We start from the raw sequence: 21,630 nt of genomic DNA on the forward strand, positions 1-21,630 counted from the left end.
GGCGGGGTCAGCGGCGGCCGTACAGGGCCTTGGTGACCTTGACGATCCGAGCCACGTCGGCCGGGGTCCGCTCGAAGGTCATCGCGGGCAGCAGCGAACGGGCCCGTCGCCTGGTGACCGACTTGGCCCGGCCGAACTCGCGCAGCCCGTCCTCACCGTGGATCCGGCCGAAGCCCGAGTCACCCACCCCGCCGAACGGCAGCGTGGACATGCCGGCGAAGGTGAGCGCCGAGTTGACCGACGCCATGCCCGAGCGCAGCCGCCGGGCGATCGCCACCGCGTCGCGCCTACCGAACACCGAACCCCCCAGGCCGTACGGCAGGGCGTTGGCGCGGCGTACGGCCTCGTCGGCGTCGGCGACCCGGGTGATGGTCACGGTCGGGCCGAAGGTCTCCTCGCGGATCGCCGACGCGGAGTCGGGGACGTCGACCAGCACGGTCGGGTGCACGTACGGCGGCTGGACGGCGGCGGGACCACCCACCACGGCCCGCCCCCCGGCGGCGATGGCCTCGTCGATGTGCCGGCGGATCACGTCGAGCTGGCCCGGCATGGTGATCGGGCCGAGGTCGGCGGAGTCCGCGCCGACGGTCAGCCGTTCGGCGCGGGCGACCACCTTGCCGACGAACTCGTCGTAGACCGGTGCCACCGCGTAGACCCGTTCGATGCCGATGCAGGTCTGGCCGGCGTTGGTGAGCGCGCCCCAGACGCACGCCTCGGCGGCGGCGTCCAGGTCGGCGTCGGCGTCCACGATCATCGCGTCCTTGCCGCCGGCCTCCAGCAGCACCGGGGTCAGCGACTCGGCGCAGGCGGCCATGACCCGGCGGGCGGTGGCCGTGGAGCCGGTGAACGCCACCTTGTCGACGCCCGAGCGGCACAGCGCCGCGCCGACGTCGCCGAGGCCGTGCACCGCGGTGAAGACCGGTTGCTCCGGCACCACCTCGGCGAACGCGTCGACCAGCCACTGGCCGACGACCGGGGTGTACTCGCTGGGCTTGAGGACCACCGCGTTGCCGGCGGCCAGCGCGTAGGCGGCGGATCCGACCGGGGTGAAGACCGGGTAGTTCCACGGGCCGATCACCCCGACCACGCCGTGCGGCTGGTATTCGAGGTGGCCGGAGAACTCGGCGAGGATCAGCCGGGAGCGGACCCGGCGGGGCCCCAGCACCCGGCGGGCGTTGCGGGCCGCCCAGTCGATGTGCTCGATGGCGGTGAGTACCTCGACGACGGCGTCCCCGACGGGCTTGCCGCCCTCGACGTGGATCAGCTCGGCCAACTCCTCGACCCGCCGGGCGAGCAGGGCCCGCCAGTGCAGCAACCGGGCCCGGCGACCGGTGAAGCCGAGCCCGGCCCACCACTGCCCGGCCGTGCGGGCGCGGGCGACCGCGTGGCCGACCTCCTCGGCGGTGGCGACCGGCACGCTGCCGGCCTCGTCGCCGGTGGCCGGGCTCGTCGAGACCAGCCGACCGGCGGAGATGACCGGGACCCCCGGGACCTGCACAGCCGTCATGGCGGCAGTCTAGCCCCGGAGGCTACCCGCTGGTAGTTGTGAACACCGCTCAGCTATCGCTCCGTCGCCGCCTGTTCGGTGGACACCGGATGGCCGGCAGGGGTCGCGGAGATGGCCGGGCGGGTGGTGAGCTGGTTACGCGGAGCTGGCAGGCTGACCGCGGGGCGACGGTGGGTGGGGAGCTGACTGTCCATGCAGGATCATCCGGAACTGATGCCACTGCTGACGGTGGCCGCTGGCCCGATGCGCGGGGCTAGCTTCCGCGTCCGGCCCCAGCCGCAGGTGATCGGCCGGGCGCCGACCGCCGACATCGCGGTCGCCGACGCGCACCTGAGCCGGCGACACGCCGAGGTGCGGCTGACCGACGACGGGGTGATCCTGGTCGACCTGGGATCGACGAACGGCACCTGGCTCAACGACCGGCGGATCGCCGACGCCGAGCCGCTCACCGACGGCGACGTGATCCGGCTCGGCCGTACCGAACTGCGCTACTTCGACCCCGGACTGGCCACCACCGACCCGGTCGGCCTGCGCTTCGCCGGGGGGTCCGTCGGTCGTCGGGACCACCGGCCCACCCTGCCCCTGCCGTCGCGCGCCCCGGGCCCCGCCGACGCCCTGCCGGCCGCCCCGGTCCCCGCACCCAGCGGCGTCGACGCCTGAGGCGGATCCGGGACCGACCTCCCCCGCGCCGGTCCCGGCGGATAACCTTAGCGTTCGTTCATGCCGGCAGCGGCGGAATCAACCAGGGGAGGCCGGTCGTGGCGCGGGAGTTCACCAGGGTGGGCGTGGTGGGTCTGGGCACCATGGGTGCCGGCATCGTCGAGGTGTTCGCCCGCAACGGCGTCGACGTCGTCGCGGTGGAGATCTCCCCGGACGCCCTGGCCCGGGGCCGGGCCACCCTCGCCCGGTCGACCGACCGGGCGGTGGCGCGGGGCAAGCTGGCCGCTGCCGACCGGGACGCCCTGCACGCCCGGGTCGACTTCCAGGTCGGGCTGGACGCGCTGCACGCGGTGGACCTGGTTGTCGAGGCGGTCCCCGAGCGACTCGACCTCAAGCGGCGGATCTTCACCGAGCTGGACCGGATCTGCCGGCCCGACGCCATCCTCGCCACCAACACCTCCTCGCTGAGCGTCACCGACATCGCCGTCGCCACCGGCCGTCCCCACCAGGTCGTCGGCCTGCACTTCTTCAACCCGGCACCGGTGATGAAGCTGGTCGAGGTCGTCCGTACCGTGGTCACCGCCGCCGACGTGGTCGACGACGCCGAGGCGCTCTGTGCCCGGCTCGGCAAGGTCGGCGTGACGATCGGCGACCGGGCCGGGTTCATCGCCAACGCCCTGCTGTTCGGCTACCTCAACCAGGCGGTGGGCCTGTTCGAGGCCCGCTACGTCACCCGTGAGGACCTCGACGCGGCGATGACCCTCGGCTGCGGCCTGCCGATGGGCCCGCTCGCCCTGCTGGACCTGATCGGCCTCGACACCGCGTACGAGATCCTGAACACCATGTACCGGCACGGCGGGCGCAACCGCCGGCACGCCCCGACGCCGCTGATCCGGCAGATGGTCACCGCGGGGCTGCTCGGCCGCAAGACCGGACACGGCTTCTACACGTACGACAAGCCGGGCTCGGCGAAGGTCGTACCCGACGCGTCGACCCCGACCGCCGCCGCCGCGCCGGCCAGCACGGCCGTGACCAGGGTCGGTGTCGTCGGCTCGGGGACCACGGCGGCCGATCTCGCCGCGGTGTTCGCCGCCGCCGGCCACCAGGTGGTCGCCGTGGGCGCGGATGGGCCCGCCGGGACCGCCGAAGCGGTCCGGGCCGGGCTCGACGAGGGCGTCACCCGGGACGATCCCGACCCGGCCGGCCGGGACGCCGCGCTGGCCCGGATCACCTGGGCGGACGCGCTGGAGCAACTCACCGACGTCGACCTGGTGGTCGAGGCGACGGCGGGAGATCTGGACACCACCCGGACGCTTTTCGCCCGCCTCGACGAGGTCTGCAAGCCGGGCGTGCTGCTCGCCACCACCACCTCCACGCTGCCGGTGATCGAGCTGGCGATGGCCACCCGCCGTCCCGCCGACGTGCTCGGCCTGCACTTCTGCGCCCCGGTGCGGGCCCGCACGCTGGTCGAGGTGGTGACCACCGTGCGGACCTCGCCGGAGGCCACTGCCACCGCCCGCGCGGTCTGCGCCGCCCTCGGCCGGACCACGCTGGTCTGCGGCGACCGGGCCGGCTTCGTGGTCGACGCGCTGCTCTTCCCGTACCTCAACGACGCGGTGCGGATGCTGGAGGCCGGGTACGCCACCGCCGACGGCATCGACCACGCGATGACCCTCGGCTGCGGCTACCCGACGGGCCCCTTCGCGCTGCTCGACGCGATCGGCCTCGACGTGACGCTGGCCGTGCAGCGGGCGCTGTACCGGGAATCGCGCGAACCGGGCCTGGCTCCCGCGCCGCTGCTGGAGCACCTGGTCACCGCCGGCCGGGGGTTCCGCGAGCACACCGGACGCTGAATCCGGGGCGATCGACCTCACCCCGCCGGGACGCCGGGCTGACCGTAACCTTGGCACGGTGAGCCCCCGTCGCAACCGTCCCCGCCGTGAGGACACCGGTCCGTTGGACGCCGAACGGGCCCGGCACGGCGTGGAGTCCGTGCAGCAGTGGCGCGACGGCGAGTGGCAGGTACGCGGAATCAGCGGCGGGGCGTCCGTCAAGACGTACCGCTGCCCCGGGTGTGACCAGGAGATCCGACCCGGGGTGGCGCACCTGGTGGCCTGGCCGGCCGACGGCGCGGGCGACCTCACCGACCGGCGGCACTGGCACAACGGCTGCTGGCGGGCCCGGGACCGGCGGGGACCGAACCTGCTGCGCGGCCGGGGCGCTCCCCGTTACGGCTGACCGGTCCGCGCGCGGAGTTCCTGGTGATCCGGGTCCCTGGCGATCCGGGTCCCTGGTGGTCGGGGTCCCTGGCGGTCGGCTGGTCGGGCGATCCGGGTCACCCCGGTTGCGCCCCGGGCGCGCGTCCGCGCCGACGTCGCGGCAGACTGGGGCGGTGAGCACACCGATCCGCGCGTCGTCGATCCTGCCCGGCCACCGGGAGGACATCGAGCTGCACACCGCCGACGGGCTGCGGCTCGTCGGCGAGCTGGCCCGCCCGGCCGACCGGGACCCGGCGGGCACCCTGGTCTGTCTGCACCCGCTGCCCACCCACGGCGGGATGATGGACAGCCACGTCTTCCGCAAGGCGGCCTGGCGGCTGCCCGCCCTGGCCGACCTGGCGGTGCTCCGGTTCAATACCCGGGGCACCAGCAGCGTCCGGGGCACCAGCGAGGGGGCCTTCGACAACGCGGTGGGCGAGCGCTTCGACGTCGCCGCCGCGATCGAGTACGCCGAGTTCCACGAGCTGCCGAACATCTGGCTGGTGGGCTGGTCGTTCGGCACCGACCTGACCCTCAAGTACGGCTGCGACCCGGCGGTGGCCGGGGCGATCCTGCTCTCCCCGCCGTTGCGTTTCTCGAATCCTGGGGACCTGGCCGTCTGGGCGGAGTCGGGCCGGCCGCTGACCGCGCTGGTGCCCGAGTTCGACGACTACCTGCGCCCCGACGAGGCCCGGCAACGCTTCGCGGCGGTGCCGCAGGCCGAGGTCGTCGGCGTGCCCGGGGCCAAGCACTTGTGGGTGGGCGACGCCGAACGGGTGCTCGACGAGATCGTCAGGCTGGTGAACCCGGCAGTACCACTGCCGCTGCCGACCAGCTGGGACGGCCCGATGGAGACCGGCGACGTCAGCGCGTACGCCGACCGGACGGTGGCCGCCTTCGCCGACACCCCCGTGCCGGGGCCCGCCGCCGACTGAGCGCCTTCCGGTCGGCTCAGCGGCGGTCCTGGCGGGGGAGCACCACCTCGCGCAGGATGAGCTGGAGGGCGGCGACGACCGGGATGGCGATCAGCGCGCCGACCACCCCCATCAGCGCCACCCCGAGCAGGGCGGCGAGCAGCGCGGCCACCTCGTTGACCTCCACTGACCGCCGCATGATCTTCGGATAGATGAGGTAGTTCTCCACCTGCTGGTAGAGCACGAAGAAGACCGCGCAGGCGATGCCGATCGGCAGCGCGGTGGCGAAGCCGACCAGGCTGACGACCACCGCGCCGAGGGTGGCCCCGATCTGCGGGATCAGGTCGGTCACCGCCACCACCACGGCCAGCGCGAACGGGTAGGGCAGCCCGACGACCAGGGCGAAGACGAAGCTGGTCGCGCCGGCCAGCACCGCGATGCTCAGCGCCCCCACCATGTACGCGCCGACCTTGGTGAGGATCTCGTCGCCGATCAGGCTGACCCGCTGCCGACGTGACCTCGGCACCAACGCGTACCCGAGGTCGCGCAGCCGGTCGAAGTAGGCGAGGAAGTAGATCGTCAACACCAGCACGGTGAGCACCCGGAAGATGGTTCCGAAGATCAACTGTGCGCCGCCGAGGACCCCGCCGAGCGCCCGGCCCACGGTGTCCGCGTTCGCCAGCGCCTGCACGCGCTGCATCACGTCGTAGCGGACCACCAGGTCGTTGACGGTGCGGTTGCGGCGCAGCTCCTCGACGTAGCTGGGGAGCTGGTCGATGAACTGCCCGGTCTGGGTCACCACCGGCGGCACCAGCGCCACCAGCCCGGCGACGATCAGCAGCACCAGGGTCAGCGCCACCACCGTCACCGCCAGCCCGTGCGGCAACCCCCAGCGGCGCAGCCGCACCACCGCCGGGTTGAGCCCCACCGCCAGGAAGAGCGCGATTACCACCAGGACCAGGATGCCGCCGGCATTGCGGATCCCCAGGAACACGGTGTACGCCAGCAGCACGCCGAGGGCCCCGGTGAAACCGACCAGGAAACTGCTGCGGCGCAGTGGCCGCCCGGGTCGACCGAACCGCCCCGAGCCGGTGGCGACCGACCCGGCGGAGCCGTCCCCCGGCACGTCGTGGGCAGGTACGTCCGGCACCGTGGTGGGGGCGTCGGTGGCCCGGCCGATCGATGCGGCGGGCTCTCCGCGCGTGGCGGGCTCTGCCCCGGTGGTGCGCACTCCGGTCGTGCCGGGCGGCGGCTCGGAGCGGGCCGTCACCGGTTCCGCCCCGGTCCGGGCCGTCGGTACGCCCGCAGGGGCGCTGTCCCGGGTCGCGTCGTCGCGGGCCGGGCCGTGCTGTGCCACCGAACCTCCCCAGTTCCGCCCTCGGCATGGCAGACCGGAGCGGATCAGCCGACCCACCCGGCGACCACCTACCGTACGGGCTCCTGCCCGCAGGGTAGTGGGGTGGGTGCCCCGCCGGCCACCCGGGGCACCCCGCCGGGGTCAATCGGAGCCGGTGGTCACTCGGACTCGACGGTCACCGTGCTCGGCTTGGCGCTGCGCTCATCGGTGGTCGGCTTGCTGGGCCGCTTGCCGTTCTCGCCGGTACTGGTGATCTTCGTCGGAGTGGCGTCCCGGCCGGCGGTGCCGGGAACCGCGGCGACCGTCGGCTCGCCGTCCACCCCGGCGCTGGCCGTTCCGCCGTCCACCGTGGTCACCGGCTCGGCCTTCGGCTTCGCGGCACCGTCCGTACCGCCGGTCGGCTTCGTACCGTTGGTGGCGGGACCGCCGGCCGGCCTGGTGACGGCCACGACCGAGCCCGTACCGGCGACGGCCGGTTCCTTCCCGGCGTCGCTGCCGGCGGGGGCCTTACCGCCGCCGGCCGGTGCGGAGCCCACCGGCTGCGGTGCCGGGGTGTCGGCGGTGCGCGTCGGCTTCGGCTTCCCGCCGTTGCCGAGCGGACCCGTCCCCGGCCGGTCGCCGTCCGGGGACGGCAGCACCGCGTCGACGCCCACCGGCGTCGCGGCGCCCGCCCGCAGGGCGGTGACGTCCCGCTGCAACTCGTCGTGCTCCTGCCGCGCCTGCCAGGTCTCCTGACGCAGGTCGGCGAGCTGCTGCTGGGCCTGGGCGATCTCCAACATCACCCGGGCGAGCTGCTGCCGGCCGGCCGCCGCCTCCTGCTGGGTGGCGGCGAGGTGCTGCTGGGTGGTGGCGAGGTGCTGCTGGGTGGTGGCCGCGTACTCGTCGAACTGCCGACGGGAGGCGGCGACGTGCTCGTCGGCCTGGCGACGCTTCTCGGCGGTCTCCCGCTCGACCCGGTCGATCAGCTCGGTGGTCTCCTGCTCCACCCGCCGCCGCAACTCGGCGGTCTCCTGCTCGGCGGTGCGGCGTAGCGTCGCCGCGTCCGCCTCGGCGGCCCGGCGGATCTCGGCCGCCCCCTGCTCGATCTCGTCCCGCCGGGCGGCCCACTCCCGCTCCAGCTCGGCCTGCCGGGTGCCGTGCTGCTGTTCCAGCTCGTCGTGCCGGGCCTGGTGCTTGCGGTCCAGCTCGTCGCGGCGCTTGGCGAACTCCTGCTCGGCGGCGGCCCGGCGCTGGGCCAGCTCCCGGTCGGCGGCCTCCCGCCGGCCGTTGACCTCCTGCTCCACCCCCGCGCGCCAGGCCCCCAGCTCCTGCTGCGTCTGGGCGCGGGACTGCTGCACGTACGCCTCGGTTTCGGTGCGCATCCGCTGCACGTACGCCTCGGCCTCGGCCCGGCTGCGCTGGGCCGCCTCGGTCGCCTCGGTGGTCAGCCGCTGCGCCTCCTGCCGGGCGCGTTCCCGGGTTGCCTTGGCCGCGCCGTCGGCGTCGTCGGTGACCTGCTTGGCCTGCTGGAGCGCCTTGGCGTGGGTGGCACGGCTGGTCTCCGTCGCCGAATCGACGAGCCGCCGGGCCTCCTGCTGCGCCTTGAGATGCACCTCCTTGGCGGCCTCGCGCAGGTCGGTGGCCTCCTTCTGGGCCTTGGCCAGCGCCGCCTTCGCCATCTCGCGGAGCTTGGTGGCCTCCTGCTGGGCCCGGGCGTGGATCTCCTTGGCGGTGTCACGGAGCTGGGTGGCCTCCTGCTGGGCCCGGTTCAGGGCCTCCTGGGCGGCGGTCCGCAACCGGTTGGACTCGTCCTCGGCGGTGGCGCGCAGCAGGGTCGCCTCGTCCTTGGCGGTGCTGCGCAGCCGGGCGGCCTCCTGCTTGGCGGTACGCACGGCGGCGTCCGCCTCGGCCTTGCGGGCCGTGGTGTGCCGTTCCTCCTCGGCACGCCGGGCGGCGAGTGCGATCTCGAAGTCCTTGAGCGCCCGGGCAGCCTGCTCACGGGCCTCGTCGATGATGTGCTCGGCGGCGGCCCGACGGGCCTCGATCTCCTCGTTGGCGGCGACCAGGATCGCGTCAGCCTGCTCCTCGGCGAGAGCGAGGATCTGCTCGACCCGGGGGCCGAGGTGCTTGAAGGACGCCCGGTCCACCACCCCGACCTGCTTGCGCACCTGGGCGAGATCCCGCTGCAGGTGCTCGACCTGACCGGCCAACTTGTGGATCTGGGTGTACGCCTGTTCCCGCTCACCCGTCAGCGTGGCGATCTCGTGCTCCGCACGAGCGACGTACCGGTCGACCTGTCGTTTGTCGTATCCCCGCAGAGCGGACTCGAAGCTGGGCTCCGTGGTCACATCCCCGCCGAGAGCGAACAGTTCCTCGCCGTGCGACATGCCCCCATCCTCACACGCATCCGGCCCTCCGGGGGCGATACGGACGCCGCTGTGGGGAGCTGTTTCAGTGCTGTCCCGCGACAGGGTGTCACAGGGCGGGAACGGGCGCGGCGCGGGGGTGCACCGGTCATCCGGTGTCCCTCCGCGCCGCGACTCATGCCCCGTCGATGCGTTCGGTCAGCTGGCGGTCTCCGCGGTCGCCCGGGACTCGGCGTCGGCCTTCGCCGGCTCCGCCTTGGCCGGCGCGGCGGCCTGCTGCTGGGCCGGCACACCAGGCACGATCCCGGCCAGGCCGGAGAGCATCTGGCCGAGCTGCGAGGTGACCGCGTCCTTCTGGCGGGTGAGGTCCTCCACCTCGCGGCGGGCCGCCTGGGTGGTCAGGTCGGCCTCGGTGCGCGCCTCGGTGAGCAGCCGCTTCGCCTCGGCCTTGGCCTCGTTGAGGGTCTTCTCGGCCAACGCCTTGGCCTTGTCGACGGTGTCGTTGGCGGTGCGCTCGGACTCGACCCGGCGGGCCTCGGCGCGCTGCTCGATCTCCTTGGCCCGCTCCTGGGCGGCCCGCGCCCGCTGCTCGGCCTCGCCGACCAGCTTCTGGGTCTGCGCCACCTGGGCGGCGTGCCGCTCCGACTCCTCGCGCTCGGCCTTCTCCCGCCGCTCGGCGAGCTGCAGCTCCAGCGCCTGGAGGTCCTTGTCCCGCTTGTCGCGGGCGTCGGTGAGCAGCTTGGTCGCCTCGGCGCGCTTCTCCTCGGCCTCCCGCGCGGCCTTCGCCCGCTGCTGGGTGATCTCCCGCTCGGCGGTGGCGCGCAGGGTTGCGACCTCCCGCTCGACGGTGGACTTCAGCTCGGCCACCTCGTGCGCGGTGACCGTACGCAGCTGCTTGGTCTCCCGGTCGGCGTCGGCGCGCAGCGTGTCGGCCTCCCGACGGGCCTGCACCCGGGCCTCGGCGGCCTCCCGCTCGGCGGCGGTGCGGACGGTGCCGGCCTCCCGCTCGGCGGTGGCCTTCATCGCGGCGGCCTCGGCGCGCGCCTTGTCGGTGATCTCCCGCGCCTCCAGCCGGGCAGCGGAGAGGATCCCTTCCGACTCGCGCTTGGCCTCGTTGCGGTGGTCGTTGGCCTGTTCCTCGGCCAGCCGGAGGATCTGCTCGACCCGGGTGCCGAGACCCGACAGGGTCGGCCGGCTGTTCTCCTCGAGCTGCTTGTTGGTGTCGGTGAGCTTCTGCTCAAGCGCGGCCTGCCGCTGCTCGGCCTGGCGGAGCCGACGCTGGGCGTCGTTCATCCGCTGCTCGGCCTCGGCGCGGGCCTGCTCCGACTGGGTCAGCGCGGCTGTCATCCGGCCGAGGAAGTCATCGACCTGGTGGGTGTTGTAGCCGCGCAGGCCCACCGTGAAGTCGGGCTGCGAGTTCGCGTTATCGAAGAACGCGAGAGGGGAGGACTGCTGCTGGGGCATTGGGACATACTTGCAGACCCCCCGGGGTCGTTCGCAAGAGCGGTGCCGAGCTTTCGTGTCCTCTTTACATGGTCCACCGGGTCGTACCGGCGGCCGACACCAAACGGCGATCTTGGCTGGTCCGGGCGGCCCCGCCGCCGCTACCGCCCGCTATCCCGGCAGCGCCCGACCTTTTCCCCGCCAACCCCGCAATGGCACCCCCGCACAATGCCCCCACCCCACGAAAAGCCACCCCCACCCCGAACCGCCCTACCCCGGACCGCCCCACCCCGGACCGCTCTGCCCCGGTGATCAAGAGGTTTGCGTCAGGTCTGGAGATCAAGATGACGCAAACCTCTTGATCAACACGGAGGGGCGGGGCGGGGGAGGGGGGAACCTCAGTGGGGGGTGTCGGCGGGTTGGACGAGTTCGATGAGGACGCCGCCGGCGGCCTTGGGGTGGACGAAGTTGACCCGGGAGTTGGCGGTGCCGCGCTTCGGGGTGTCGTAGAGCAGCCGTACGCCACGGTCGCGCAGCGTCGCGCAGGCGGCGTCGATGTCGGCGACGGTGTAGGCGAGCTGTTGCAGTCCGGGGCCGTTACGGTCGAGGAACTTGGCGATGGTCGACTCCGGCGACAACGGGGCGAGCAGCTGCACGCAGCCGCCCTCGGCGGTCGGGCCGACCGCCATCATCGCCTCGCGTACGCCCTGCTCGGTGTTGGTCTCCTCGTGAATGCAGCGCATCCCGAAGGTGCGCTGATAGAAGTCGATCGCGGCGTCCAGGTCGGCCACCGCGACCCCGACGTGATCGATACGGCGCAGCCCGATGTCTGTGACGCAGTCGGCAGCGGGCTCGACGGGGGAGTTCTCAGCCATGCCGCTAGTCTGGCCGAACAGCCGTTAAGGCGTACAGCTCGGTACCCCCCCTCGGAGGCAGACAGTGGCATCGGTCATCGTCAGCGGCGCGCGGACCCCGATGGGCCGGCTGCTGGGCAACCTGAAGGACCTCCCCGCGACGAAGCTCGGCGGCATCGCGATCAAGGCGGCGCTGGAGCGCGCCGGGGTCGCCCCGGACCAGGTGCAGTACGTGATCATGGGGCAGGTGCTCCAGGCCGGCACCGGGCAGATCCCGGCCCGGCAGGCGGCGGTGGAGGCCGGCATCCCGATGTCGGTGCCGGCGCTGAGCATCAACAAGGTGTGCCTCTCCGGCCTGGACGCGATCGCCCTGGCCGACCAGCTCATCCGGGCCGGCGAGTTCGACATCGTGGTGGCCGGTGGCATGGAGTCGATGACCAACGCCCCGCACCTGCTGCTCGGCCAGCGCGCCGGCTACAAGTACGGCGACGTGACGGTCAAGGACCACATGGCCCACGACGGGCTCAGCGACGCCTGGGACTGCTGCTCGATGGGCGAGTCCACCGAGCGGCTCGGCGTACGGCACGGCATCACCCGCGAGGAGCAGGACGCGTTCGCGGCGACCAGCCACCAGCGGGCCGCCGCCGCCCAGAAGAACGGCCACTTCGCCGACGAGATCACCCCGGTGGTCATCCCGCAGCGCAAGGGCGACCCGCTGGTGATCAGCGAGGACGAGGGCATCCGGCCGGACACCACCGCCGAGTCGCTGGCCAAGCTGCGTCCCGCGTTCACCAAGGACGGCACGATCACCGCCGGCACCTCGTCGCCGATCTCGGACGGCGCGGCGGCCGTGGTGGTGATGAGCAAGGCCAAGGCGAACGAGCTGGGCCTGGCCTGGCTGGCCGAGGTCGGCGCGCACGGCAACGTGGCGGGCCCGGACAACTCCCTGCACTCGCAGCCGTCCAACGCCATCCAGCACGCCCTGAAGAAGGGCGGCCTGAGCATCGACGACCTCGACCTCATCGAGATCAACGAGGCGTTCGCCCAGGTCGGCATCCAGTCCGCGCGGGACCTCGGGGTCGGTGCCGACAAGATCAACGTCAACGGCGGCGCCATCGCGCTCGGCCACCCGATCGGCATGTCCGGTGCCCGGCTGGTGCTCACCCTCGCGTTGGAGCTGAAGCGGCGCGGCGGCGGAACCGGCGCGGCGGCGCTCTGCGGCGGCGGAGGTCAGGGCGACGCCCTGATCATCCACGTGCCGACCGACGTCCAGGACTGACCGCCGGCCGGGTTGGCGAGCCCCGCGGTCGTGAGCGAAGGTGGCGCGGTGACGAGCGCGAGGAGTGAGCGGGGTTTGCGAGCCCCGCAGTCGTGAGCGAAGGTGGCCCAGTGACTGTCGAGAACGCCCCCGCCCCGACCGCTGTCCCGGTTCGTCGCAGTCGGGACGTACCGATGCTGGTGAGCCGGGCGCGCGAGGGTGACGCCCGGGCGGTGGCCCGGCTGATCACCCTGGTCGAGTCCGGCGACGAGGTGCTGCCGCAGGTGGCGGCGGCGCTCGCGCCGTACGCCGGGCAGGCCCAGGTGGTCGGGTTGACCGGCTCTCCGGGGGTGGGCAAGTCGACCACCACCAACGAGCTGGTACGGGCGTTGCGGGCGGGCGGGCACCGGGTCGGGGTGCTGGCCATCGACCCGTCCAGCCCGTTCACCGGCGGGGCGATCCTCGGCGACCGGGTCCGGATGCAGGATCACGCCACCGACCCGGGCGTCTACATCAGGTCGATGTCCAGCCGGGGCCATCTCGGCGGGCTGTCGGCGGCGACCCCGCAGGCGGTCCGGGTGCTGGAGGGCGCCGGTTGCGACGTGGTGCTGGTGGAGACCGTCGGGGTCGGCCAGGCCGAGGTGGAGGTGGCGTCGCTCGCCGACACCACGCTGGTGCTGCTCGCCCCCGGCATGGGTGACGCGATCCAGGCGGTCAAGGCCGGCATCCTGGAGATCGCCGACGTCTTCGTGGTCAACAAGGCGGACCGGGACGGCGCGGACAACACCGTCCGCGACATCCAGGGCATGATCGCGCTGGGCGAGCGCGGGCCGGGGCAGTGGCGTCCGCAGGTGGTCCGGTCGGTCGCCGCACGCGGCGAGGGGATCGACGACATCGCCGCCGCGATCGACAAGCACCGGGCCTGGCTGGAGCAGCACGACGAGCTGCGCCGCCGCCGGGAGAAGCGGGCCGCCGCCGAGATCGAGGCGATCGCGCTGGGCACCCTGCGCGCCCGGATCGGTTCCCTGCGCGACGGTACGGAGCTGCCGACGCTCGCCGCGAAGGTGGCCGAGGGGGCGCTGGACCCGTACGCGGCGGCGGACGAGCTGTTGGCCCAGATCAGCTCCTGACCGGGCCTGCGGGCCGGACACCACCTGCCCCTTTCGGGCGGCGTATTGCTGCTCTTGAATGCCGTGATGTACGCGTGTATACAGGAACTGCGAAACTGATCTCGGGCCCGGGCGCATTCTGCCGGCCGGGGCGCGGTCTCCGAACCGAGGAAGGGAAGGAATACCGTGACCAGGATCGGAACAATAGCCACCCGGCTCGGCGTCTCCGGCGCGCTCGTCGTCGGCGCGGTGTCGCTGACGTTGGCGACGACGACGGCCGCCGCGAGCGCAGGCTCGGTGAGCGGCGGTTGGTTCACCAACAGCACCTCCTGTTACCAGGCCGGCAGCAATGCGGTCGAGCTGCCGAATTCGCGGTACCACGACTACGCCTGCAACTATTCCGCCAGCCACAACCCGCACTGGCACCTGGTTCTCTACACCTGATCGGCACCGCGCCCGCGCGCAATGGGGACGGCCATTCTGCTGGCCGCCGGTGGTGTGTGGTCAGCCGGTCGGTTGCCGCAGGTACGGCTCCAGCAGCCCGCGCGCGAGCGAACGGGCCTTGGCCTCCCCGACACCGCTTTCGATCATGTGGGAGGCGGTGTAGACGATCGCCTGGATGAGTTCGGCGGTGCCGGCCGGGTCGGGTGCGCCGTGTTCGGCGAGGGCCTCGACGAGCGGAGCGCGTAGCTGTTCGTGGAGCCGACGGCTGGGTTCGGCGAGCGCTTCCGGGGAGGCGCTCGCCGACAGTCCGCGAAAGACCGGGTGCTCGCCCTTGGCGACCAGGCGGAGGTTGGCCGCCACGTAGGCGAGGACCCGGTCGCCGGGGGTGGCGGCCCGGCGCATCCGCTGCGTCACGTACGTCGACCAGCGGGGGAGCAGGTCCACGATGACCGCGTCGAGCAGATCGGTACGGGATTTGAAGTACTGGTAGACGCTCGGCCGCGCCAGGCCTGTCCGCGCGGCGACCGCGGCCAGGCTCGGCGCTTGCGACCCACCCTCGGCGAGGATCGACCGGGCGGCGTCCAGGATCGCCGCGCGTTGCCGGGCACGGTGCTCGGCGACGGTGGCTGCCTGGATCTTCGGCACCGGCGGATCCTTCGGTCAGGCTGGCGTGAGCTTCCCGTCAATCATCTCGTAACCGTGTCGCAGTCCTGCGGACGTCCTGGTCGTGGGTGACCATGACGGTCGCGACACGGCGCTCCCGGGCCTCCCGGGCGAGCAGTTCGACGACCTCGTGGCTGCGTACCCGGTCCAGCGCGGCGGTGGGCTCGTCGACCAGCAGCCGGGGGTTGGTGACCAGGGCGCCGGCGATGCCCACCCGTTGGCGTTCGCCACCCGTCCTGCCCCTCGCCTGCCCCGGTGATCAAGAGGTTTGCGTCAGTTGATCAAGAGGTTTACGTCAGATTTTGGTCGGATCATGACGCAAACCTCTTGATCACCGAGACGCAGCGTGTGTCGGGGCGAGGTGCAGCGTGGGGTGGGGTGGGGGCGGGTGGGTTCCCTTAGTGATCGTTCAGGTTTTCGTTCTACACTCGGGGTTCGGTCGAGGACTCGAGGAGGAGCCCCGCGGATGGACGCTGACGAGATCGCCGCCGGACGGGCACGCTGGCAGGCCCGGTACGACGCCGCGCGCAAGCGGGACGCGGACTTCACCACCCTGTCCGGCGTCACCGTGCAACCGGTGTACGGGCCCCCCGAGGGCACCGCGTACCCCGGGTTCGAGCGGATCGGCTGGCCGGGCGAGTTCCCGTACACCAGGGGGTTGCATCCGACCGGCTACCGGGGTCGGGCCTGGACGATCCGGCAGTTCGCCGGGTTCGGCAACGCCCGGCAGACCAACGAGCGGTACAAGATGATCCTCGGCGCGGGCGGCGGTGGGCTCTCCGTCGCGTTCGACATGCCGACCCTGATGGGGCGCGACTCCGACGACCCGCAGGCGCTGGGCGAGGTCGGCCACTGCGGGGTGGCGGTGGACTCCGCCGCCGACATGGAGGTGCTCTTCGACGGCATCGACCTGGCCGGCGTCACCACCTCGATGACCATCTCCGGCCCGGCGGTGCCGGTGTTCTGCATGTACCTGGTCGCCGCCGAGCGGCAGGGCGTCGACCTGTCCAAGCTGGACGGCACGTTGCAGACCGACATCTTCAAGGAATACATCGCGCAGAAGGAGTGGCTGTTCGACCCCGAGCCGCACCTGCGCCTGATCGGCGACCTGATGGAGTACTGCGCCGCCGAGATCCCCCGCTACAAGCCGCTGTCGGTCTCCGGCTACCACATCCGCGAGGCCGGCTCGACCGCCGCGCAGGAGCTGGCGTACACCCTGGCCGACGGGTTCGGTTACGTCGAGCTGGGGCTCTCGCGTGGGCTGGACATCAACGTCTTCGCCCCCGGGCTCAGCTTCTTCTTCGACGCGCACCTGGACTTCTTCGAGGAGATCGCCAAGTTCCGGGCCGCCCGCCGGATCTGGGCCCGCTGGCTGCGCGACGTCTACGGCGCGACCAGCGAGAAGGCCCTCTGGCTGCGGTTCCACACCCAGACCGCCGGGGTGTCGCTGACCGCGCAACAGCCGGTCAACAACGTGGTACGCACCGCCGTGGAGGCCCTCGCGGCCGTGCTCGGCGGCACCAACTCGCTGCACACCAACGCCCTGGACGAGACCCTCGCCCTGCCCACCGACGAATCCGCCGAGATCGCCCTGCGCACCCAGCAGGTGCTGATGGAGGAGATCGGGGTGACCAACGTGGCCGACCCGCTCGGCGGCTCCTGGTACGTCGAGGCGCTCACCGACGCCATCGAGGCCGAGGCGGAGGAGATCTTCGCCCGGATCCGGCAGCTCGGCGGCGACGGCCCGCACCGGATCGGCCCGATGACCTCCGGCATCCTGCGCGGCATCGAGGACGGCTGGTTCACCGGCCACATCGCCGAGTCGGCCTTCACCTACCAGCAGGCCCTGGAGAAGGGCAACAAGAAGATCGTCGGGGTCAACTGTCACACCGGCACGGTCGCCAAGGAGCTGGAGATCCTGCGCATCTCGCACGAGGTGGAGCTGGAGCAGCGCCGGGTGCTCGCCGAACGCAAGGCCGCCCGGGACGACGCCGCGGTGACGGCGGCGGTGACCCGCATGGTCGAGGTCAGCCGCACCGGCGGCAACATGATCCCGCCCATGCTCGACGCCGTCCGCGCCGAAGCCACCCTGGGCGAAATCTGCGACGCCCTACGCGCCGAATGGGGCACCTACCGCGAACCCCCCCGCTTCTAACCCCCCCCGCCCCACCCACCCCCACCCCCACCCCGGTCGATCATGGAGTTGTGGTGATGGCAGATCCCCACAAATGGGGCGCCACGCCCACCACAACTCCATGATCGACCGGGTGGAGGGCGGGCGCGGGGGCGCGGGGGTGGCGGGGGGAGGAACGGGAGGTGAGAGTGGCAACTGTGGGCGTTGTGGCTGAGCCGGGGACGGTGGGGATCGTGCGAGACTAGGTAACCATGAGCGACCCACGGATCACCTCGTCGATCTTCACCCGCGGCGCGGTCGACCTCAGCGCGCTGCGCGGCACCGCCCCGGCCAGTTCCCGTCCCGCCACACCGAGCCAGACCGGTGCACCCACCGGCGCACCGGGCGGTCCCGCCACAGGTGGCGGTGCCGCCGTGCTCGACGTGACCGAGGCGAACATCCAGTCCGGGGTGCTCGAACGGTCCATGACCACACCCGTGGTGGTCTTCTTCGGCGCGGCCGGCTACCCGGACAGCGACCAGTTCGCCCCGGTGCTGGAGCGGTTGGCCGCCGAGGGCGCCGGCCAGTGGGTCCTGGCCCGGGTCGACGTCCAGGAGAATCCCCGGATCGCGCAGATGTTCCAGATCCAGGCGATCCCCACCGTCTACGCGGTGGTCGGCGGGCGGCCGATCGACGCCTTCCCCGGCGTGATCCCCGAGCCACAGCTGCGTCAGTGGCTCGCCGCCGTGCTCAAGGCCGGTGGCGTCACCGTCGCCGAACCGGAGGACCCGCGCCTCGACGAGGCCGACGACGCGTTGATGAGCGGCGACCTCGACGCCGCCGAGCAGGCGTACCGCAAGATCCTCGCCGAGTCCCCGGCGGACGCCGCCGCCGAGGCCGGCCTGGCCCAGGTCGGGGTGGCCCGGCGGGTCGCCGGTGCCGACCCGCAGACCGCCCTCGCCGCCGCGCAGGCCAACCCCGACGACGTCGAGGCCCAGCTCCTCGCCGCCGACATCGAGGTGCTCAGCGGCATGGCCGAGCAGGCGTACGAACGGCTGGTCGGGCTGGTCCGGCGGACCGCCGGTGACGACCGGGACCGGGCCCGGCAACACCTGGTCTCGCTGTTCAGCATCGCCGGCCCGGACGACCCCGCCGTGGCCTCCGCCCGTCGCGCCCTGGCCAGCGCCCTGTTCTGATCCCCTGACATCCCGCGCGGGCCGGCCACCCGGCCGGCCCGCCGACCATCGAGGACGGGAGCCTGTGATGCGCCGAATCGCCGTCCTCGACGCGCCGACCAACCTGGGTCTGCGCCCACCCACCTCCACCTCCGTCCCCGGCTGCGGCAAGGCCCCCGGGGCGCTACGGGACCACGGCCTGCTCGCCCGGCTCGGGGCCCGCGACGCCGGCTGCCTCACCGCCCCCCGGTACGACCCGGGCGACTGGCGGCCCGGCGACGGGGTCTGCCACGCCCGGGAGATCTCCGGCTACTCGACGGCGCTGGCCGACCGGATCGGCGCGATCATCGACCGGGGTGAGTTCCCCCTGGTCCTCGGCGGGGACTGTTCGGTGCTGCTCGGCTCGGCGCTGGCCATGCACCGGCTCGGCGAGGCGGTCGGCGGGCGGATCGGGCTGGTCTTCGTCGACGGCCACTCCGACTTCCGGCACCCCGGCAACGCCTCCTACGTCGGCGCGGCGGCCGGCGAGGATCTCGCTCTGGTGACCGGGCGCGGGCAGGCCGACCTGGCCGCGATCGAGGGGCGTCGACCGTACTTCCGGGACATCGACGTGGTGGTGCTCGGCATCCGGGCGCAGGACGAGTACCGGCTCGACCTCCAGGCCGCCGGGATCATCACCCGGCCGGTGCCGGCCCTGCGCGCCGAGGGGGCCGCCCGCAGCGCCCAGTGGGCGCACGAGCAGCTGGCCGACTGCGCCGGCTACTGGGTGCACATCGACGTGGACGTGCTCGACCCGGCGGTGATGCCGGCCGTGGACGCCCCCGACCCGGGCGGGATCGCCTTCGCCGAGCTGGAGATCCTGCTCGCCGGGCTGGTGGACACCCCGCACTGCCTGGGCGTCGAGCTGACCGTCTTCGACCCCGACTACGACCCGGATGGCGCGTACGCCGCCGAGATCGTCAACACGGTCGTCGCCGGGCTGGCCCCGGTCGTCGCCCCGGACGCCGTCGCGCCCCGGCTGCTGCCACCCCAGCCGCACCATGCCGGGCCCGACCCGGTCGACGCACCGGGCCGTGCCGAGGAACCGGTCGCCTGACCGTGCCCCGGCCCGCCTGACCCCGCAACGGGGCCGATGTGGCGTGGTCCCGCGACCGGGATACCGCAACGTCGCCCCCCGTCGAGCGCGAGACCGGGCGCAAGGGCCGAACGCCGAGACCGGAGACCGGACGCCGAGGCCGGAGGGCGGGTGGGGGAGGGGCGTCAGCGGAGGGCGCGGAGGAAGCGTTCGGCGATCGGGACGGCGCTGGCCGTACTCGATCCGCCCTGCTCGACGAAGACGGCGAACGCGACGTCGCCACGCCATCCGACGAACCAGGCATGGGTGTGCGCCGGGTCGTCGTCGTACTCGGCGGTGCCGGTCTTGCCGTACACCTGGCCACCCGGCACGTCGGCCAACGCCTTGGCGGTCCCGGCGGTGACCACCTCGCGCATCATCGTCTTCAGTGCCGCCACCGACTCGGCCCGCAGCGGCGGACCGGCCGCGGCGGGCGCGGCAGGGGCCGGGTCGAGCACCAGTTTCGGCTGCTCGAAGCGGCCCCGGGCGACGGCGGCGGTCACTCCCGCCATGGCCAGCGGGCTGACCACGGTGGTGCCCTGGCCGATCGCGGCGGCGGCCTGCTCGGTCGGCCCGCCGCCGGTGGAGACCTTGCCGGTGAAGACGTCCGCGCCGAGGTCCCACGAGCCCTCCAACCCGAGGGTACGACCGGTGGCGGCCAGCCCGTCCGGGCCGAGTTGCGGGGCCAGCGCGACGAACGCGGTGTTGCAGGACTTCGCGAAGTCGGTGCGGAACGGCACCTTGCCCAGTACGAAGTCGTCGGAGTTCTTGAACGCGCGGCCGTCCACCACGCTGGTCCTGGGACAGTCGACGATGGTCTGCGGGGTGACCGCCCCCTTGTCCAGCAGGGCCAGGGCGCTGACCGTCTTGAACGTGGAGCCCGGCGGCACCTGGGCGGTGAAGGCCAGGTTCTCCCCGGCCGCCCCGGGGCCGTTGGCGGCGGCGAGCACCGCGCCGTCGCTGACCCGCACCGCCACCAGGGCCGAGCGTCGCTTCTCGCCCCGCAACGCACCGTCGGCGGCGTTCTGGGTGGCCACGTCGAGGCTGGTGCGGACCGGCTGGCCGGGGCCCGGCTCGTGCCGGAACGCCTCGGTGACGACGGTGCTGCCACCCTCGGGGGTGGGCCGGCGGATCTCCACGGTGGTGCCGGGGGTGCCGCGCAGCCGCTCGTCGTAGCGGCCCTGGAGGCCGCCGTGGCCGACCAGGTCGCCCTTGGTGTACCGGTCGGGGTGGGCGGCGAGGTCGTCGGCCTGTGCCGGGTCGACCGTGCCGAGCAGGGCGCGGGCGAACTCCCTGGTCGGCGCCAGGTCGAGCTTCTCGGCCCGGAACTTCGTCCCCGGCAGGTCGTAGATCCGGGAACGGATCTGCCGGTAGGCCTCGTCCCGCAACGTCACCACCTCGACGAACGCGTCCGGATCGGCGTCGCGGAGCCGCTGCGGCAGGTCGGCCAGGTCGACCGGGGGGCTGATCGGCGGCCGGACCGCCCGGAATGCCGCGTCGAGCCGCCCCACCAGCGCCGCGACGTCCGGGATCTCGCCGGGTTGCAGTCCGATCCGGACCACCGGCCGGGGCGTCACGATCGGCTGTCCCGCGCCGTCGAGCAGCCCGGCCCGGGGCGCGGCGGTCCGCCGCAGCGTCAACCGGTCGCCCCTGGTCAGTTGCTCGTGCAGCACCTGCGGTTCCCAGATCACCTGCCACCGGTCGTCGCCGGCGTTCTGCCGCAACCGGACCGGCCGCTGGTAGGCCCAGTCCGCCCCGCCCGGCAGCGTCCACCGGATGTCGACCGTGGTGGTGGCGAGGTTCTTGGTGACCTCTGCCTCCCCGACGCGCCGCAGGGCGGGTGGGGTGGCGGCGAGGTCGCCGGAGAGGGCCTTGAGTTCCTCGACGACGGTGCCGGCGGGCACTCTCGTCCCGGTCGGGTCGACGAAGCCCACCTTGTCCAGATTGCCGGAGCGCCAGCCGGTGAGGAACGCGTCCACGCTGCCCGCCAGCCCGTCGTCGGTGGAGCAGCCGACGAGGGCGCCGGCCGCCAGCACGGTGGCGGCCAGGGCCGCGAGTCCCCGTCGCAGGGGCGTGCCGGGGTGGCGGTAGGGGTACGACAGGGGCATGGAGCGGCACCTTCCGGACGGCGGGCTGCCCTGCACGCTAGTACGCCGTCGCCGCCCGTACCGCCCCGCGCGGTCGTCGGGGCCGCCCGGCCAGGCCGTACGCGGGCGTGGACCGACCGCCGTGACCACAGCGGGTCGGCCCCGGCGGGCGGCCCGAAGTGGTGGACCCACAGGTGTGATGAACATCCCGAGGCGGGGTACTCGGCACCCGGCCGATCGGGCATCTGCCACGGATGCCAGGCCAGAGTCTCGAACCGGGACGTCCCACCCCTGGTCCACCGACCGAGGCACGAAGCGGCAGGGCCTAT

The 21,630-nt window shown here is 73.2% G+C and carries 17 protein-coding genes and 1 pseudogene; 10 read left to right on the plus strand and 8 right to left on the minus strand.

Going from position 1 to position 21,630, the window contains the following annotated elements:
• Positions 1–7: 7 nt before the first annotated feature.
• Entirely contained in the window at positions 8–1,507 is a 1,500-nt protein-coding gene (locus JQN84_RS09840) for an aldehyde dehydrogenase family protein (RefSeq protein ID WP_204958015.1), read from the minus strand.
• Positions 1,508–1,699: 192 nt separating this feature from the next.
• On the opposite strand from JQN84_RS09840, the gene JQN84_RS09845 reads away from it, so the two are divergent.
• The 4 genes from JQN84_RS09845 to JQN84_RS09860 all read left to right on the plus strand — a co-directional run bounded on the left by JQN84_RS09845 (position 1,700) and on the right by JQN84_RS09860 (position 5,360).
• Complete coding sequence (locus JQN84_RS09845) at positions 1,700–2,167, plus strand: FHA domain-containing protein (protein WP_204958016.1); 468 nt, start codon at positions 1,700–1,702, stop codon at positions 2,165–2,167.
• 98 nt (positions 2,168–2,265) lie between these two features.
• On the plus strand, positions 2,266–4,020 hold the full coding sequence (locus JQN84_RS09850) for a 3-hydroxyacyl-CoA dehydrogenase family protein (RefSeq protein ID WP_204958017.1): 1,755 nt from the start codon (positions 2,266–2,268) through the stop codon (positions 4,018–4,020).
• 58 nt (positions 4,021–4,078) lie between these two features.
• Entirely contained in the window at positions 4,079–4,405 is a 327-nt protein-coding gene (locus JQN84_RS09855; protein WP_281894711.1) for an Rv1322 family protein, read from the plus strand.
• A 154-nt stretch (positions 4,406–4,559) separates the two neighbouring features.
• The gene (locus tag JQN84_RS09860; protein ID WP_204958018.1) at positions 4,560–5,360 is read left to right on the plus strand and encodes an alpha/beta hydrolase; all 801 of its coding nucleotides are present in this window, start codon (positions 4,560–4,562) and stop codon (positions 5,358–5,360) included.
• Positions 5,361–5,376: 16 nt separating this feature from the next.
• On the opposite strand, the gene JQN84_RS09865 is transcribed toward JQN84_RS09860, so the two are convergent.
• The 4 genes from JQN84_RS09865 to mce form a co-directional block, all read right to left on the minus strand.
• Positions 5,377–6,465, minus strand: coding sequence for an AI-2E family transporter (locus JQN84_RS09865; RefSeq protein WP_204958222.1), 1,089 nt, complete (start codon positions 6,463–6,465; stop codon positions 5,377–5,379).
• A gap of 389 nt (positions 6,466–6,854) precedes the next feature.
• Positions 6,855–9,062: a coiled-coil domain-containing protein gene (locus JQN84_RS09870; protein WP_204958019.1), complete on the minus strand. Its 2,208-nt coding sequence runs from the start codon at positions 9,060–9,062 to the stop codon at positions 6,855–6,857.
• A 177-nt stretch (positions 9,063–9,239) separates the two neighbouring features.
• Positions 9,240–10,505: a DivIVA domain-containing protein gene (locus JQN84_RS09875; protein WP_088642764.1), complete on the minus strand. Its 1,266-nt coding sequence runs from the start codon at positions 10,503–10,505 to the stop codon at positions 9,240–9,242.
• 377 nt (positions 10,506–10,882) lie between these two features.
• Entirely contained in the window at positions 10,883–11,359 is a 477-nt protein-coding gene (gene mce, locus JQN84_RS09880) for a methylmalonyl-CoA epimerase (RefSeq protein ID WP_204958020.1), read from the minus strand.
• Between the two features lie 64 nt (positions 11,360–11,423).
• Between mce and JQN84_RS09885 the strand changes: the two genes are divergently transcribed.
• The 3 genes from JQN84_RS09885 to JQN84_RS09895 all read left to right on the plus strand — a co-directional run bounded on the left by JQN84_RS09885 (position 11,424) and on the right by JQN84_RS09895 (position 14,149).
• Complete coding sequence (locus JQN84_RS09885; RefSeq protein ID WP_204958021.1) at positions 11,424–12,617, plus strand: acetyl-CoA C-acetyltransferase; 1,194 nt, start codon at positions 11,424–11,426, stop codon at positions 12,615–12,617.
• A gap of 173 nt (positions 12,618–12,790) precedes the next feature.
• Entirely contained in the window at positions 12,791–13,726 is a 936-nt protein-coding gene (gene meaB / locus JQN84_RS09890; protein WP_239485213.1) for a methylmalonyl Co-A mutase-associated GTPase MeaB, read from the plus strand.
• A 165-nt stretch (positions 13,727–13,891) separates the two neighbouring features.
• On the plus strand, positions 13,892–14,149 hold the full coding sequence (locus tag JQN84_RS09895; protein WP_204958023.1) for a hypothetical protein: 258 nt from the start codon (positions 13,892–13,894) through the stop codon (positions 14,147–14,149).
• 60 nt (positions 14,150–14,209) lie between these two features.
• Here the strand turns inward: JQN84_RS09895 and JQN84_RS09900 are convergent, their stop codons facing one another.
• On the minus strand, positions 14,210–14,794 hold the full coding sequence (locus JQN84_RS09900) for a TetR/AcrR family transcriptional regulator (RefSeq protein WP_204958024.1): 585 nt from the start codon (positions 14,792–14,794) through the stop codon (positions 14,210–14,212).
• Positions 14,795–14,831: 37 nt separating this feature from the next.
• Positions 14,832–15,026, minus strand: a complete 195-nt coding sequence (locus JQN84_RS09905) for an ATP-binding cassette domain-containing protein (RefSeq protein WP_239484988.1) — start codon at positions 15,024–15,026, stop codon at positions 14,832–14,834.
• A gap of 252 nt (positions 15,027–15,278) precedes the next feature.
• Here JQN84_RS09905 and icmA point away from each other — a divergent pair, with 252 nt between their 5' ends.
• The 3 genes and pseudogenes from icmA to JQN84_RS09920 all read left to right on the plus strand — a co-directional run.
• Complete coding sequence (icmA, locus tag JQN84_RS09910) at positions 15,279–16,967, plus strand: coenzyme B12-dependent isobutyryl-CoA mutase large subunit (RefSeq protein ID WP_204958025.1); 1,689 nt, start codon at positions 15,279–15,281, stop codon at positions 16,965–16,967.
• A gap of 230 nt (positions 16,968–17,197) precedes the next feature.
• Complete coding sequence (locus tag JQN84_RS09915) at positions 17,198–18,121, plus strand: tetratricopeptide repeat protein (RefSeq protein WP_204958026.1); 924 nt, start codon at positions 17,198–17,200, stop codon at positions 18,119–18,121.
• 64 nt (positions 18,122–18,185) lie between these two features.
• A pseudogene (locus tag JQN84_RS09920) lies at positions 18,186–19,121 on the plus strand (arginase family protein); the annotation flags it as partial.
• Positions 19,122–19,360: 239 nt separating this feature from the next.
• Here the strand turns inward: JQN84_RS09920 and JQN84_RS09925 are convergent.
• Entirely contained in the window at positions 19,361–21,322 is a 1,962-nt protein-coding gene (locus tag JQN84_RS09925) for a penicillin-binding transpeptidase domain-containing protein (protein WP_204958027.1), read from the minus strand.
• Positions 21,323–21,630: the final 308 nt, after the last annotated feature.

Source organism: Micromonospora humidisoli (genome assembly GCF_016900955.1).
GTDB lineage: Bacteria > Actinomycetota > Actinomycetes > Mycobacteriales > Micromonosporaceae > Micromonospora > Micromonospora wenchangensis.